A 16,067-nucleotide genomic window follows, 5' to 3' on the forward strand; every position below is an offset into this window, starting at 1 on the left:
TGCCAGCGTTGCCAGCGTTGCCAGCGTTGCCAGCGTTGCCAGCGTTGCCAGCGTTGCCAGCGTTGCCAGCGTTGCCAGCGTTGCCAGCGTTGCCAGCGTTGCCAGCGTTGCCGGCGTTGCCGGCGTTGCCAGTGCCAGCGCTGCCAGTGCCACCGGTTCCAACATTGTCCCCTTGGAACGGGGTCGAGTCGTACTTCCCGAGCAGCTCAGCAAACTTGCCGTTCTGCACGAAGTCGATGACCTTCTGGTACTTCGCCGAGTCCTGGATGGAGCCACTCTTCATGACCTCATCCAGGGTGACGACGCCCTTGTCGAGAGCATCGGCCACGGCGCCGAGGGTCTCGATGTCGGTGGTGCCGACACCCGCGCGGTTGACCCCATCGTACCCCTTCGCCTGGAGCAGGTCCTTCAGCTTGCCGTTGTCGTAGTTCTTGGCCCCCCCTTCGAGGTCGCCCTTGTAGACGGAGGCGACCTGCATGAAGACCTGCGCCGACTGGTTCATGCGGTAGAAGGCGTTGGCACCATCCGCGAGGCCGTTCGACGTACTGGCGTCATACCCCTTGGCCTTGGCGGCGAACTGGTAGGCGTAGTTGCGGGCGATGGCCGCGTCGAACAGATCGCCGTTGGCGACCTGGGCGAAGCGCGTGCCCCCCACGGCATCCGCCTGAGCGATGTTGCCGTTCTGCCCTTGCCCCTTGCGGGTGGCCGCCGAGAGGTAGCTCTCGAACTCGCGGCGGTCGGCGGGGATCGGGAGATTGCCGGTAGGAGCGAAGCCCACGGGCACGAAGTCCGGCGGAACGATGCCACCTGTCGGGTTGCCACCTGTCGGGTTGCCACCTGTCGGGTTGCCACCATACGGATTGCCACCCACTGGACCGCCACCATACGGGTTGCCACCCACCGGACCGCCACCATACGGGTTGCCATGAGGAGCCCCCCCCGGTCCCCCATAGGGGCTGGTGCCCGGAAGAGGGAAGCCGCTGCCGGGCATCTGCATCCCCCCTCCCATCTGGCCCATGAGCTGCGACATCATCTGGCCCAGCATCTGCTGCAGCATCGCGGCCATGATCTGCGACTGGAACTGGAGCAGGTTGGGGCGGAGCCCCGTCTGCCTCATGCTGGACATGAGCGCGCCGCCAAACACATCCAGCGGACGGCTCTGCATGGCATTCGGGCCGCCGCGCATGAAGCTGGGATCCATGCCCACGCCCAGGGCGCCCAGCATGGGGTTGGCGCCTCGGGTGAAGTTGTCGCCGTGGAGGCCGGGACGGGACGGCTCAAAGCCTCCCAGAGCAGTGGGCAGGCTCGTCGCCCGGCTCTGCTGAGTTGCTGGCTTCTCGAGTGCTTGTTGTGGAATCACCGCACCAAATTTATTGACTCTCATCACCGCGCTCCTCACTGTGAGCCGGGCCCTCGCTGGAGGCCCAGCAGGAGTTGCCAAGTTTGCTCAATGCCCATTCAGCGCCTGGAATCGATCCACCGGATCTGGGCAATGGCTATACGTGAGAAAGCTTTGAGCGCCTGTACCACTTTGGTGGCAGCCATCCTGCTGGACAGGTTCGGCTCGCCCTCTCTACCGTCGGCTTGCAGTGCGCTCGCCGTCCAGGAGATGTTCACTTCACGAACTGCGCTCACGTCAAGCTGACTCCTGCGGGGCGGGTCTGGATAAGACTTCTCGCGCATGGAGATCTTCCGCGTGGTGACGTTGAACCTCATGGGAATGGGCGAGCCCATCGAGCGACGGATGGAGCTCATCGGCCGTGGACTCGCGGACCTCTCCGTGGATGCGGTGGCGCTCCAGGAGGTGTGCGAGCACGAGGGTCGTCTTCCGAACCAGGCCGCGGCACTGGCGGAGCGGCTCGGTTACCAGCACCTCTGGGCCCGTGCGAAGGGCGAAGCCGACGGTGTTCAGGAGGGGCTCGCCGTTCTCTCACGCCATCCCATCCGTGAGCATCGCGTGTGGCCGCTTCCCTCGGCGGAGGGCGGTCGAATCGTCCTGCAGGTGGTTCTCGAATCCCCCGTAGGACCCCTGGGCCTTTTCAACACGCATCTGGACCACCACCCCGACAACGGCGTGATGCGCGAGCAACAGGTTGTGGCGCTGACGGACATCGTTCGAGCGCAGGTCCGCGAGCTTCCCGCGCTCATCGCTGGTGACTTCAACGCCACGCCCGAGCACGATGAGATCCGCTTCCTCCGAGGCCGGCATACGCTCGAGGGCAGGCGCGCCTATCTGCACGACGCTTACGCACGCGTGCATCCCATCGAGGATGCATCCGGGGAGACCTGGGCCAAGCGAAACCCGCTCACACGGCGGTGGCGCTGGCTCGAGAACGACCGCCGGATGGACTTCATCTTCGTGTCGTCCATCGAGTCGAACGGACGGGGGGAGGTGCGCTCGTGCCGGGTGGTGCTGGATCAACCCGATGACCTGGGACAGTTCCCGTCGGACCACTTCGCTGTGATGGCGGACGTTCAGCTGTCTCCCTCGCCTGGATGTTGAAGTCCCCGCCTCAGCCGGGAGCCCTGGCCTGAACTAGGGCAAGGAGAAGCTCACCGTCTCCTGGGCCATGACGAACGGAACGACGGCCTCTGGACCGGGAGATGAACAGGCGGAGACAAGAAGGCACGAGAGTGCTCCGAGAAGGTCAAGGGGAAGCATGCGCATCTCTACGACCTTTCTTGCTTTGCAGCTTTGAGACGAGTCATAGCGCGTGTGCCTGCTTGATGCCCAGCCTGTTCTCAATGCCTGACCCCCGGAGCTGCGCAGAGCCTCCCCAGGCCCAGGGCCCAGGTCCTTGGTGCTTGACGTTCTGGCCGCACTGCCTTGGGCTGAGAGGCACCATGGAGCTGCTCACCCCCCGTCTGCGCCTGCGTGAGTTCGACGAGGAAGACTGGCACGCCACCTGGCCGTACGAGTCCGATCCGGACGTCGTCCGCTACCAGTCCTCTGGCGTCCGCACGCCCGAGGAGAGCCGCAAGAAAGTCCAGGACTCCATGGCCATGGCACGCGAGTCACCCCGGCGCATCTATGATCTCACCGTGGTGCTCCGGGAGGACGGGCGCCTCATTGGCCGCTGTGGGCTGAAGGTGGTGGACGTCGAGCAGCGCGAGGGCGTGCTCTGGTACGTCGCCAACCGCTCCGTGTGGGGCAAGGGCTACATCCCCGAGGCCGCCGAGGCGATACTGGACTTCGGTTTCGGAGCGCTGGGTCTGCACCGCGTGTGGGGAGACTGCGATCCACGCAACGAGGCCTCCGTGAAGGTGCAGCGCAAGCTCGGCATGCGTCGGGAGGCGCACTTCCGGGAGAACGTGTTCGTCAAGGGTGAGTGGTGTGACTCGCTCATCCACGCCATCCTCGACCACGAGTGGGCCACCCGCCAGCGCCGGTAGCTGGGAGGGTGGATCCTCGACAGGTAGGTGTTTGAAATTGATGGGCTTTTCAGCCCGAGGGCTGGTTCAGCGGTGACCCCATCGGTTTTCTGCATCTTTCTCCACCTCGCCGTCTCACTTCATTCGAGAGGTGGCTCTCAAGAACCGACCTGAATGCAACCCACCGTGCCCATCGTCGACTTCCTGATCATCACCGCTCTCGAGGAAGAGCGAGCTGCAGTCCTGACTTTGCTTGCGGGCCACCGGCTGCTCGAGCGCGATGGCCAGGACCCGCATACCTATTACGAAGCGCAGGTGCGTTCCGCGCGCTCGGACGGCGCCGTCTACCGCGTTCTGGTGACCAGCCTGGTGGGCATGGGCCCCGTCCAGGCGGCCACCCAGGCGAGCTCCGCGGTGCACCGCTGGCATCCCCGCCACGTGCTGATGGTGGGAATCGCAGGGGGGGTTGGCTCCATGGCCGAGCTCGGCGACGTGTTGGTCGCCAGTCAGCTCGCGGACTCCACCCAGGGGAAGCAGACTCCGGAGCGGCGGAAGATCCGCTGGGAGGTCCATCGTGCGGATGCGGACCTGCTCGATGCGGCCTTCAACTTCCCGCACGGCTGGGAGGACCTGCTGACGCTGCAACGGCCCGGTGCGGGCCTGCCACGCCGCCGCATCGGCGTCATCCTCTCTGGCGGAGACGTCATCGCCGACGCCCAGGCCCTCCAGCTCCACCTGGAGACCTGGGACAAGCTGGTGGGCGTGGAGATGGAAGGGGGAGGAGTGGCCCTGGCGCTGCACAACACCCAGGAGCGTCCTCGCTTCTTGATGGTCCGCGGCGTCTCTGATCTCGCGGACGAGCAGAAAGGCTCCGCGGAGGTTCGAAGGTGGCGCGAGTACGCCTGTGCCGTGGCGGCTGCCTACACCGTGGGGCTGATCCGCAGTGGGCTCATCGCCCCCGCAGCGCTTCCTGTGGCCCAGGCTCCTCCACTTGCCGCACAGCCTCCGGCGCTCCCGGCCCTTCCCGCGCCTCCCTCCTTCTCGGGCATGACCTTCGAGGGCCGGGACGAGGAGCTCGAGCGTCTGCGGGAACACCTGGTGGAGCGCTCCCACGAAGCACCTGGGCGGGCGGCCGTGGTGGGGCTGCGGGGCATCGGGGGCATTGGCAAGACGGCGCTCGCCATGGTCTTCGCCGAGCGCCACGCCTCGAGCTTCCCTGGAGGTATCCTCTGGGCCGATCTCGGCACCAACAGCGACGTGGGCGAGCGCGGGGCGAATACCAATCCAGCGCAGGTCCTGCTCCAGGTGCTTCGCAGGTGGGCGGTGGAGCTTGGCAGCGCTCCCCTTCCCCTGCACACCTCCCTTGACGAGGTGCTCGGGCTCGTCCGCCGTGATCTGGCGCAGAGAGAGCGCTTCCTCGGGCGCTGCTTGCTGGTGCTCGACAACGTCGATACCGAGAAGACGCTCCGCCCGATGCTCCAGGGCTTCTCGTTCGCGGCGATGCTCATCACCACGCGGCAGACGGCGCTCGCTTCGCAAGAGGGAATGAGCCGGATCGACCTGGGCGCCCTGCCCCGCCCAGCCAGTGTCGCGTATCTCCGGAAGGAGCTGGGTGCTGACGCCCGTACGGAGAAGCTGGAGAGCCTCCTGGACTCGGTGGGAGACCACCCGCTGGCCCTGCGGCTCATCGCCTCGCTCTTGAAGCGGGATCCCCAGCTCGCGCCAGCCACGATCCTCAGGAGGATGCGGGACACGGGCCATCAGCACAGCCCACTGCCAGCCCTCACCCACGTCCCAGCGTCCCTGGCGGATTGCTTCGAGGTGTCCATCCAGGCCCTTCCCCGGGGCGGTGCCTACCCGTTCCTGATCTCCACCGCCTCCCAGTCTCCCCTGGGCTGGTCTCTCGAGGCGGCCCATCACGTCTCCGGCACAGGCGACCTCTCACGGACCCGCCGGTACGTGGAGCTGCTGCTGGATCACGGGCTCGTGGAGCGGCAGGCGGAGGGAGTGTTCCGCATCCACCGGCTGCTCATGGACTATCTGCGCGCCGTTCATGGCGCGAGTGGCTTCGGGTTCCTACGCCCATCGTGGGAGCTTCCCGTGGTGGCGAGCCTGCTGATGCGCTGGGGCAGCGACATCTCCGCTGGGACACCCAACTACGATCTGCGCCAGGAGCGCTTCTTCCTCCGGCTCGTGGAGCGGCGCAAGGGGGCCTCACTCCGCGCGGACGAGAGCGATGGGTTGCTGTTGGGCCTGAGCCGCAAGTGCCAGGCACAGAACAGAGAGGCCGCCGGGAAGCGCATCCGGAGCCTCCGCCAGCACCTTGCGGGCATCGATCTGTCCGGGCTCCGGCTGGAACGGGTGATGCTCGATGGCGCGAACCTCAAGGGCGCGAGGTTGACGCACGCGAACCTCTCTGGAGAGAAGCCTCGCCTCTTCCTGCGTGCCTTCGAGGCGTTGAGAGAGAAGGGGTTCCGCAATCTCATCCTCAGCAGCCTGGGGACCACCGCGCTCCTGGTGTTGGTATTGCTGGCTTCTCTCGTCTTCTGGCCAGCAACATCCTTCTTCGACTTCGCTGGACCCGCCGCGATGCTCGTCCTGGGGACCTCCGCTCTCGCGGGAGCCTCAGAGCTGCTCGTGGCGTTCAGCGTCTCCGGTGGCAGACTGCTTGACCCCCTCGGTTCCGTTCCACGGACTCTCCTCGAGCGAGGCCTGGTCATTGCCACCTATGGCGGAGCTTGTGCCATGGCGCTCTTGGTGAATCGGGGAGTGTTCCTTGATTCAAGAGAGTTCCTGGCGCTGCTGCTCTGCGTCTTCGTCACGACGATGACCCTCATCATGGCGGCGCTCTCCGATCGGCTCATTCTCATCGCGCAGCGCAAAGGAGTGGGGGGATTGAGCCTGCGCCTGATTGCGACCTTCGGGCCGCTCGTGGTGGTCGCCGCGCTTGCCTCCTCTCTGATCCTGCTGCCGGAGAACCGAGACCTTGTGATGGTGGCGTTCGACGCTCCCCTGCCCCTGATCGTCCTCAGCCTCTCCTTGCTTCCGGCGCCCTACATCGTTCTGCGCAGCCTGTTCCGCAACCCCGAAGTGAGCTCGCCGCTGTACTCCGTGCGAACGAACTACCTGCGCAAGGCCTGCCTGCAGGAGGTGGACTTGCGTTTCGCGAAGCTGATGCATGCCCGCCTTCAGGGGGCGGACCTGACGGGAGCGGACCTGACGGGAGCGGACCTGAGCGGCGCGCAGCTCCGTGATGCCATTGTCCGCGGCGCGAACCTCGCGGGAGCCACCCTGGTCCAGACTTCTTTGGAGCACGCAGACCTGCGTGGCGCTGACCTGCGTGGCGTCGACCTGAGCCAGGCTCGCCTGCAGGGCGCGATGCTGGAGGGCGTCCTCCAAGACGAGCACACCCGCTGGCCAGGGCTCACAGGGTCGCCGCGTCGATGACGAAGCGGTAGCGCTGCTCAACTCCGCCTTCGAACAGCTTGCTCAAAGATTGAACAACCCGCTCAGCCTTTGAACGCCCCCTCGGCTGCGCTCCCTCTGGGGGCTGATGGCATGGCGCTTGCCTTACACCTCCTCCATCAACCCCGGAGGAATCCATGGGACTCAATCTCCAGAAGCACAATCCCCTCAAGGTCTCTCAGCCCCAGCCCCCCCCGCCGCCCCAGCCTGTCCCGGCGCCGCCAGCGTCCCAGGTGCCGCCAGCGCCCCAGGCGAAGTCCTCCAGCCCGGTCGTCGACGGGTTCGACGCGAGCCCCGTGTCGACCGCTCGCGCTGCATCTCCGGCTGCGGCTCCTGCAGAGGTGGCGGCCCAAGCGGCCACCGCGCCCGGGGATGACTTCGCCACACGGCGGGCTCAGCACGCGCTGCTCGTTGATCGCTCAAAGCCGGCCAAGACGTATGACGGCATGTACATTGGTGCGGACGGCTACGCGTACCCGCCGGACAAGTTCAAGGCGTCTGAGGTGCCGCCCTTCAAGCCGAACCCGCCCGTGGCACAGCCCGCGCCGACACAGTACTACGTCAACGGGATCCTCACCGAAGCCACCGACGACCGCCCGCGAGGTGCGGACGGCTCCTTCCAGAACAACGAGGTGAGCATCCAGGCCGACGGCGAGGCGCAGAAGATCGCCAACGCTACGGGCACCAACGTGGTGCTCATCTATAACGCCACCGAAGGCGAGGCCGCCGACTTCGTGCAGGCCACCAATGATGTGCTCCTCACGGAGGGCAGCAGCAACCCGGCGGCCGACACGCTCGCGAACGCCATCTACGAGGACGTGAAGGCGGGGCGCCAGGTGAGCGTGACGGGCTACAGCCAGGGTGCGGCCATCACCGCGCGCGCGCTGCACCAGGTGCGGGACCGGCTCTACAACGACACGGGCGGAGTGCTGGGCCACCTGCCCGTCGTGGGTGATGAGAACCGGCGCGCGCTCGACCGGATGATGGGGCAGATCAAGGTCACGACGTTTGCCGGCGCGGGCGCCAACTTCCCGGATGGGCCCAGCTACGATCACTACGTGAACTCGAAGGACCCGGTGCCCAACTTCGCGGGCCTGGGCGGCTTGAACGGCTTCTTCGGCCACGCAGGCCGGGGCGCTCGCGTGCACGAGTTCGAGGATGCGGGCGCGCCGGGCGCGGACCTGCTCAGCCCGGACGGCGTGCACGGCCTGCAGCACTACCTGGCCGAGCACGCTCGAGTGCAGGACTGGAACCACACCGTGAGCTCCGCACCGCCCGATCTCCAGGCGGTGATCGCCAAGGCGGACTCTCGCCGCGTGAAGGAGCTGTCGCAGGAGCTGGGGCTGTCCAGCGCGCAGATCCACGATCTGGCGCGCACCCATCCGTTCCTCTTCACGCGGCACGAGGGCAATGGGTTGATCATGCGCAGCTTCGTGGACATGGCGCAGACCTTCGGCCTCAAGGGCGACAGCGCGGCGGGGCTCTTCAAGGCCATCACCGAGGGTACCGAGGATCCGAGCTATGCCCTCTCCCTCCTCCTGAACAACGTGCAGAGCCTGCAGCCGCAGCCAAAGCGTCAGGAGGACTGGCTCCGAGCGCTCGGGGAACACGCCGTCCGCTCCGGTGCCCCCGAGGACTACCAACGGGCCTTCGCCAACGCCGAGAAGTATTTGAGCGGCAGGGTGCCTGGCTCGTACACCTGAGGCGCTCCGAAGGACTCAGGAATCCAGTTCCCGGCCTGCGAAGGGGCGCTCGGGAGCTGATGTGGCGCAGGCTGAGCGGGCAGTGGCCGATGCGGCGTAGCAGCAGATGCTGAAGGCGGCGGGAATCGAACCCACAGCAAGGCGAGAGCAAAATGGCCTGCTCTTCCCCCACAGGATGAGTCCCCGTGGGGGGCCAGGGCCATACTCGTTCGGCTTCGCTCCCGCTTGAGGGAGCGCCCCGAGCCAGGCGCCTTACTTCACGATAATGTTGACCAGCGTGCTACTGGGACCGAAGCCCCCCCCGTTGAGAGCCATGCGCCACTGGAAGGGATAGGTGCCAGGCACGGTCGGCGCCACCACGTTGAAGGTGAAGGTCGTTTCTTTCTCGAGAAACACCTTCGTATTCACATCTGCCTTGGGGACGCCCCATTTTTGGCTGGACACTGGGATGAGTGTGGCGTCGGGCTTTTGCCAGAGCCGGGTGCCCAGGTTTTTCACCGTAATCTTCACCGGGAAGGTCTGGCCCGGCGTGGCCGTGGAGGGCACTGACTGGGAGGTGAACTGCGAGTTGAGGGCGGGCGTGTTGAGGAAGTGCTCGAGCACCGCCTTGCGCTGAGGCAAGAAAGTGTCCACCAGTGCCGAGGACAGCTGGTAGCGGGTGGTGTCCGCCGGGTCATCCTTGTCGCTGCTGTGCACGAAGCCGGCGGGGCTGGGGAAGTTGAAGCCGCCCATAGGGGCTCCGCCGCTGCGCCGGTGGCAACCGCCGCACGAGAGCGCCTGAGCGCGGGCGACGATATCCTCGGGCGTCAGTGTGCTGCCGATGCGCTTCAGTTCGTTCACAATATTGGTGCGGAAGGTGCTCGTGGTGACGGTCTTGAACTGGGTCACATAATCATCCTCCGTGCTGGGGGTTGTCTGCGCGTCGCTCTGGCCCATGTTGAACTGGTTCAGCACAAGATAGTGGAACCGGTTGACATCCTTTTCGGCCAGCGCCTTCACCTGGGTCACCAGGTGCGCCTGGAAGCTCTTGGCCAGCGTGCTGGTGTTGTTGGGGTTGAAGAGGCTGCCCGCGGGGGTGTTCTTCGCCGTCTGCGGTACGAATTTCAGCGTGCACGTGGTGGAGGTGGGGCAATTGCGAGCAAGCTTGAACTCGCGCAGCATCCACGTCGGCGCAATGAACTGGTTGGTGCGCACCTGGCCCATGGGATTGTCAACGCCATAGTGTTTCACATGGATGACCGGCAAGAAGCCCGGCAACCCGTTGAAGTAGAAGTTCTTGAGCTTGGTGGCGCGCGAGTTGACGTCCGGGTCGTTCGTCAGGTCTGCCCAGAACTTGGCCACCGGCCGGCAGCCCTCGTGGCCCAAGGGCCAACCTGCAGGTGGGAGGGACAGCGCCCCCTCGAAGATGATGAAGTTGCGACCCGCCGTGGGATCCTTCTTGGCGAAGACAATGCGGTACTCACCGCACTCTACCGCCCCTTCTACGTCCATCAGGTCGAAGCGGTTGAACAGGCCCACCGCCTGATAACTGTCCATGGTGATGGCCGACGTGGGGCTCGCCTGGGCGCCCTCGGCCTCGCGGCAGGCGTAGGGAAAGCCATTGAGCTTGTTCGCGTTGTCCGAGCAGCGCGGGTAGGAGGTGACAGCAGTCAGGTCTGCCTGGCCCTTGCCTGACGGGTTCTGCGTGTCCCACAGTTGGCGGAACAGCTGCGCGCTCGTCAGCCCCGTATTCCCGTTCTGCAGGGCGAGCTTGTCCAACACATCCTTCAAGAGGAACTTCGACAGGATGGCCTTTTCCGTCACTGCCAGCGAGCGGCGAGGATCCACCGTCACCCCCTGGCCGGATACCGGCCCCGCCGTCGTCGGCTTCGGTTTCAGCCCGATGCCGTTGCGCTCGGAGTACAGCGGCTCCTCAGCCCTCGCCTCGCCGCCTCCTCCGAACAGCAATGCCGAAACAATTCCACAGACCAGTGCTTTCTTCATCTTGGGTGTTCTCCAGTCCAGCGGTTCTGCTCTCACCTACGCAATGTTGCGGGCCGCGGGAGCGGTTCCACGATCCCTGGCGAGCTGTCGTGCAAGCGACATACCGCAGGTCGAGAGCCTGCGTATTCCGGCCCGGTCGAGCGCCGTTTTCGGGCGGGAGGCCTCGTGAAAGGTGGCAGCGCGCCACGACGGGGGCGGGGAGCATTCAAAACCCGGGAGCGCGCTGACACGTCAATGACATGTCAATGACATGTCATTGACGTGTCAGCGCTCGCAGGCGGCGGTTGAGGGAGCCGCTCTTGCCCCCCTCCTCCATGAGGGAACACCCTTTGCAGGGAGCCACATCTGGATCATTGGTGCATCGATTTCCGGCATGGGCCGAATGGCGCGCGGTGAACCCGAGCGAAGGAGCTGATCGAGATGACTGTGTTTGAGGTGCGGAAGGCCCACTTCATGACCTGGGCTGCGGTTCTGTTCTTGTTACCTGCAGGGTGCGTCACCACGGGCGCGCGAGGGCGCAAGGTTCCCCCGCCAGCGGTGGCGGACTGCGCGAAGACCACCGGGTATGACGTCATCATCGTCGGAGCGGGCTTCAGCGGTCTCACCGCCTCCAAGGAGCTCCGGCGCGCGGGCCGCAACAACGTCCTCATTCTCGAGGCCACCGACCGCATGGGTGGCCGCGGCAACACCCTGAAGAAGGGGCCGCCCATCGATCTGGGGGGCGCCTGGATTCACGGGGTGACGGTCAATCCGCTCACCGGCATGGCGGACGCCATGGGCTTCGAACGCGTCGCCACCCAGCTGGAAGGCCCCATCTACCTCGACAATGGCACCGAGGTGACCACCCTCTCGGGCGCTCAGGCCGAGCAGTACGGCCTGGAGTACGAAGGCTTTGAGCAGCGCCTGGTGGAGGCCGGCCTGTGGCAGCGCGTCTTGAAGGAGTGCCGGGGCACCGCCGAGGGCAACGCACCCAAGAACCCGGAGCGGGACGCGCTCTGCCAGCAACTGGAGAAGATCGCCAACGACGAGGTCTCGAACGCTCTGCCCAAGGATTCCGCCTTCCGCTTCCTGTTCGAGGGCAACGTCGGGCCCCTGGAGAGCGCGGTGGAGACCTCGCGCAACTCCACGGTGGACGCCGCCGAGTTTGAGGCGGGGCCCGATGATCTCCTCAAGGAGGGCATGGGCACGTTCGTCGAGGCCTTTGGCCAGGGCGAGCCTGTCTGCCTCAACTCCCCCGTGACGAAGGTTACCTACCGTGACGACGGGGTAGTCCTCGAGGTGAAGAACGGGAAGAGCTATCAGGCCCGCAAGGCGCTGGTGACCGTCTCCACCGGTGTCCTCCAGGCAAAGAAGATCCAGTTCGAGCCGCCGCTGCCGCCCAGCAAGCAGGCCGCCATCGACGGGCTGCCCATGGGCAACATGCAGAAGGTCATCATCGACTTCAAGGACCAGCCCAACCTCATGGGAGACACGCTGCCCAACTCGTGGGTCCTCTACCAGGCGCCTGATAACTCCGTCATGGCCTTCGTCATCAAGCCGCTCGGCAAGAACATCGCCATCGGGTTCTACGGCGGAGAGCAGGCGCGGCAGTACGAGCAGAAGTGCGCGAGCGCCATGGGTGACAAGCCCCTGCCCCCCGCGCGCCAGCCCTGCGACGAGGAGCCCGTTCAGAGGGCCAAGGCGGCCCTGAGCCGGATGTACCGCTCGGGGGCCATTGCGGGGGCCGAGCCCTCGGCGCCTCCCCTCGACATCGCCCAGGCTTTTGACAAGGCGGATATCTACCTCACGCGGTGGAGCCTGGAGCCCTGGACGCTGGGGGCCTACTCCGCGGCGTTGCCGGGGGCCTGGACCATGCGCGAGGAGTTGGGCAAGGCGATCTGCTCCTACGATCTCTCCCGGCAGCAGGAGCCGACGGAGGAAGGCTGCATCAAGCGCCTGTACTTCGGGGGTGAGGCCACCTCGAGGCCCATGTTCAACGGCTCGTTCGCCGGGGCCCATGAGGCGGGCCTGCGCAACGCGCGTGCAATCCTCGAGAGCCTGGAGGCAGAAGAGCCCTCGAGCCCGTAAGGCTTTCTCACCTGATGTTCCAGCGCTTCAACCAGGAGGCCCTGCAGAGGGCCTCCTGCTGCCTGCTCGTACCGACCGCTCGGCTCTTCGGCCGCTGTGGCCTCCACTTGTCACGTCTCTCTCTTTTATATTCCCAGACATGGTGACTTCCCGTCTCGCTGATACTCCCGAGCTGAACAACGCCATGCTCGTGGGCGCCATCACTCTGGTGGCCCTGCTCGCAATCTGGACAGTGCTCGTCATCTCGAGCTTCCTGGTCTACCAGGGCATCCGCGCGAGCGGCATCCAGACCCTCGTTGCCTTCGGTGAGGGCCTCTACAAGAGAGCGCGGCTGTCGGCCGTCGTCCTCTCCTCCCTGATCGTCATCCTGGGGATCGGGCTTCTCGGCCACACGTTGTGGAGGAGAGGGGATCTGCAGCCGCAGGTCGACTCACTGCTCGCGGAGGTGACCCCCGAGGTTCTCAAGAGCCTGGGGCGGAGCGTAGGCCTGATGAGCCTGCTGCTCCTCGGCTTCTACGTGCTGCAGCGCAGCGGCCGGCGCCTGATGGGCCGGGTCGAGGAGGCGCTCCAAGAGCGCCAGCTCCCGGAGACGCAGCGCGTCCACGTCGAGAAGTTCCTGACGCACCTGCCCTCCGTCATCAACCTCGCACTGGCCAACGCCGTGGCGAACGTGGCGGTCGCGGCCCTGGGGGTGCCAGCGCCCGTGGAGTGGTTCATCACCACTTCCTTGTACATCCTGCTCATCGTCACCGGTGGGCGGGCGCTCGTGGTCCTCCTCTACTTCCTGTCTCAGCGGCTGATCGAGTCCTCGGCAGACAAGAGCCAGGGCACGCTGCTGGGGGAGTACTATGCGGCCCTGCGCAGGCTCCTGCCCGTGGGGCAGAAGAGCTTCGAGGCGATCATCTACATCTCGGCAGCGACCCTCATCGTGCGCAGGTTCCAGTCCCTGGAGTCGTTCGCGCCCTATGGGCCGGTGCTGATCCGCATCGTCTCGATGTTCTTTGCCGCCAGCGTGGTCGTCGAGCTCAGCCGCGTGATGGTCTCACGGCTCGCCTCGACCGGCGCGTCCGTCGCTGACGACGTGCAGCGGCGGCGCAGCACGTTCGTCAACCTGCTCCAGAGCATCAGCAAGTACGTCATCTACTTCTGTGTCTGCATGATGGTCCTCAGCGATCTGGGCATCGATCCCACACCGATCCTCGCAGGCGCTGGGATTGTGGGCCTCACGGTGGGGCTGGGGTCCCAGGCGATCGTCCAGGATCTGATCAGCGGCATCTTCCTCCTCTTCGAGGACCAGATCCTGATTGGAGACTACCTCCGGATCGGGGACTCCGAGGGCATGGTGGAGGAGATCACACCCCGCGTCACGCGCATCCGCGATCGCTACGGGCGCCTGCACATCCTGCGCAATGGCGAGATCAAGAACGTCATCAACTACAGCCGGGGGTGGACACTGGCCGTGGTGGACATGAGCGTCGCGTACGAGGATGACCTGAAGAAGGCGCTCCAGGTCATCGCCGATGTCAGCGCGAAGTTGCCGGGGCTGCTCCCGGAGAAGACCATTGAGCCTCCCAAGGTCATGGGGATCGAGACGATTGACGAGAGCTGCCTGCGAGTCCGCATCGAGACGAAGGTGGCGCCCGGCACGCACTTCGAAGTCAAGAGGATGCTGCACAGGCTGTTGGTGGAGGGCTTCCGCGAGAACAACCTGGAGATTCCCTACCCCAAGTCCATCGGCATCGAGCTTTCCGGGGACGCACCGTCGGCGAGTGCCCCCAAGGCCGCCCCAGCCTCCTCGTGAGCCGGGGCAAGCTCCTCCCAACCTCCCACCTGGAGCTGCAGGTCTGGATCTGGATGGATAAGCAGTCCAGCCCCAGAGTGCCAGGCGCAGCGCCGGACCGACGCGCTCCCACCTCTGCTCGGACCGGGCTACAGGCCGCTCAGCTGGCGCTCCGCTCGGGTGCGTTGCCGGCGGCCCGCGAGCCTCCCGGCCCATTCTCCAGCGCGGTGAGGAACCCGTCGAAGAGCCGCTCCTCCAAGGCCTTCGGCCCGGAGAGGTCCGGCGCTCCGGCCTGGGCCAGCAACCGCAGACAGGTCTCCTCGATGTCGCGCCGGTGTGACTGCTCCTCGGTGACGACCCTGCCCAGCTCGGCGCGAACTGCGGCGTGGTGCGTGGCGGCTTTGTAGAGCGGGTACAGAACCATGGCCCGCTGCTCCACCAGCGTCGTGGTCAGCAGATAGTTCAGCCGGACGTCCTCGCGGCCCACGGCCTGCGTGGTCCACGTGGCCAGCTCGCGGTCCAATGTCTGGAACCACGTCGTCGCCTCCTGGGGGCAGAGATCCTCGGAGACCTCGGTGCCTGCCACCTCGCACGCCAACCGCTTGAAGGCCAGGGCATGTCGCGTCTCGTCCGCGAGGTGTGCGAGCACTTCCAGTGACGGGTGCCGGTCAGCCACTGTGCGGCTGATCTTCCTGGCTCCTATGAACTCCAGCAGCGACAGGGTGTTGAGCCAGCGGGCCTCGAGCGTGGGCTCGGCGGCAAGCTGCTTCAGAGGACTCCATTTAGAACTCGATCACCACACTGACGCGATCGGGCAAGGACTCCTCGGGTGGCGCGGTCAACCTGTAGGGGGGACTCGAGAGGGCGCGGACGACGCACTCGCGCTGCTCGCGCCGCAGCTCCGCACCGGCTCCTACAGGCTCCAGCTCGTGATCCGAAGCCGCGCCGCTCTGCGGATTCACCGAGGCTGTCCAGCGCAGGGTGCCGGGTCTGTCGGAACCCGTGAAGCACTGCGCGAGCCTTGGACTCCGCGCGGCCACCTGAAGGCGAAACTCGTCGATCCAGGCCGGTGAAGCCCGCGCAGGTCCTTGATAGCTGGCGCAAGCCTGAGGCTCGATCTGCGCACGGAGGGGCTGCCGCCGGGGCGGCGTCGGCACAGGGCGCTCGACCTTGATCTCCGCCGCACCCTGCGCTTCGACCTTCGGCAGCTCCGGTGGAGACGGCCGCTCACACTCGCAACGCACCAGGGATGCAAGCACCAACAGGAGCGCGACGCCCAACGCGCGCCGCAGCCGCCGCCGGGCTCGCGCGCGGCGAACCGCCGGCATCTGGTCGAGACGCTCGCGCGCCTGTCTCCCCGTCAGCCGCAGCGACTTGCGCAGATCGATTCGCCGCTGGCGCATCGCCTGGCGCAGCTCACTTGAGTGACATCCTCGCGTAGTGGAACCTGTCTCGTCGTTGAGAGGCCCGTCTCTGCCTTCGAGGCTCACTGCGTTCGTACCTCAGGCAGGACGGGATGTGGCTTGTGCGTTCCGGAGCAGCGGCCCGTGCCGCGACCCGATCTTGCTCAGCTGAGTGGCATTGAGCTTTGGAGGGGGCGTTTCGCTTCGGGGAGGCGCATGCGGGACGCGACATCTCCCCCTTGCTACATCCAGCTGTATGCCACGACCGGGGGATTGCCACAAGACCCCCTCTGT

10 protein-coding genes are annotated in these 16,067 nt (G+C 66.0%); 6 read left to right on the forward strand and 4 right to left on the reverse strand.

Annotation, left to right across the window (positions count from 1 at the left end; genetic code table 11):
• The coding region (locus VD972_RS24820; protein ID WP_324991042.1) for a hypothetical protein at nt 1–1,384 on the reverse strand (1,384 nt) is incomplete at its 3' end.
• Nucleotides 1,385–1,681: 297 nt separating this feature from the next.
• Here VD972_RS24820 and VD972_RS24825 point away from each other — a divergent pair.
• The 4 genes from VD972_RS24825 to VD972_RS24840 all read left to right on the forward strand — a co-directional run bounded on the left by VD972_RS24825 (nt 1,682) and on the right by VD972_RS24840 (nt 8,540).
• On the forward strand, nt 1,682–2,503 hold the full coding sequence (locus VD972_RS24825; RefSeq protein ID WP_324991044.1) for an endonuclease/exonuclease/phosphatase family protein: 822 nt from the start codon (nt 1,682–1,684) through the stop codon (nt 2,501–2,503).
• 341 nt (nt 2,504–2,844) lie between these two features.
• Nucleotides 2,845–3,393, forward strand: coding sequence for a GNAT family protein (locus tag VD972_RS24830; protein WP_324991046.1), 549 nt, complete (start codon nt 2,845–2,847; stop codon nt 3,391–3,393).
• A gap of 153 nt (nt 3,394–3,546) precedes the next feature.
• The gene (locus VD972_RS24835) at nt 3,547–6,819 is read left to right on the forward strand and encodes a pentapeptide repeat-containing protein (protein ID WP_324991047.1); all 3,273 of its coding nucleotides are present in this window, start codon (nt 3,547–3,549) and stop codon (nt 6,817–6,819) included.
• Nucleotides 6,820–6,974: 155 nt separating this feature from the next.
• Nucleotides 6,975–8,540 carry a PE-PPE domain-containing protein gene (locus tag VD972_RS24840; protein ID WP_324991049.1) on the forward strand — a complete coding sequence of 522 codons (1,566 nt, stop codon included), beginning with the start codon at nt 6,975–6,977 and terminating at the stop codon, nt 8,538–8,540.
• Between the two features lie 252 nt (nt 8,541–8,792).
• On the opposite strand, the gene VD972_RS24845 is transcribed toward VD972_RS24840, so the two are convergent.
• Nucleotides 8,793–10,523: a hypothetical protein gene (locus VD972_RS24845; RefSeq protein ID WP_324991051.1), complete on the reverse strand. Its 1,731-nt coding sequence runs from the start codon at nt 10,521–10,523 to the stop codon at nt 8,793–8,795.
• A 420-nt stretch (nt 10,524–10,943) separates the two neighbouring features.
• Between VD972_RS24845 and VD972_RS24850 the strand changes: the two genes are divergently transcribed.
• A complete protein-coding gene (locus VD972_RS24850) occupies nt 10,944–12,590 on the forward strand; it encodes an NAD(P)/FAD-dependent oxidoreductase (RefSeq protein ID WP_324991053.1) in 1,647 nt (548 codons plus the stop codon).
• Nucleotides 12,591–12,729: 139 nt separating this feature from the next.
• Complete coding sequence (locus VD972_RS24855; protein WP_324991055.1) at nt 12,730–14,391, forward strand: mechanosensitive ion channel family protein; 1,662 nt, start codon at nt 12,730–12,732, stop codon at nt 14,389–14,391.
• A gap of 139 nt (nt 14,392–14,530) precedes the next feature.
• Here VD972_RS24855 and VD972_RS24860 read toward each other — a convergent pair whose 3' ends face one another.
• Both VD972_RS24860 and VD972_RS24865 read right to left on the reverse strand, forming a co-directional pair.
• Entirely contained in the window at nt 14,531–15,046 is a 516-nt protein-coding gene (locus tag VD972_RS24860; protein ID WP_324991056.1) for a hypothetical protein, read from the reverse strand.
• A gap of 106 nt (nt 15,047–15,152) precedes the next feature.
• Nucleotides 15,153–15,773: a hypothetical protein gene (locus VD972_RS24865; protein ID WP_324991057.1), complete on the reverse strand. Its 621-nt coding sequence runs from the start codon at nt 15,771–15,773 to the stop codon at nt 15,153–15,155.
• Nucleotides 15,774–16,067: the final 294 nt, after the last annotated feature.

The organism is Hyalangium sp. (genome assembly GCF_035629615.1).
GTDB lineage: Bacteria > Myxococcota > Myxococcia > Myxococcales > Myxococcaceae > Hyalangium.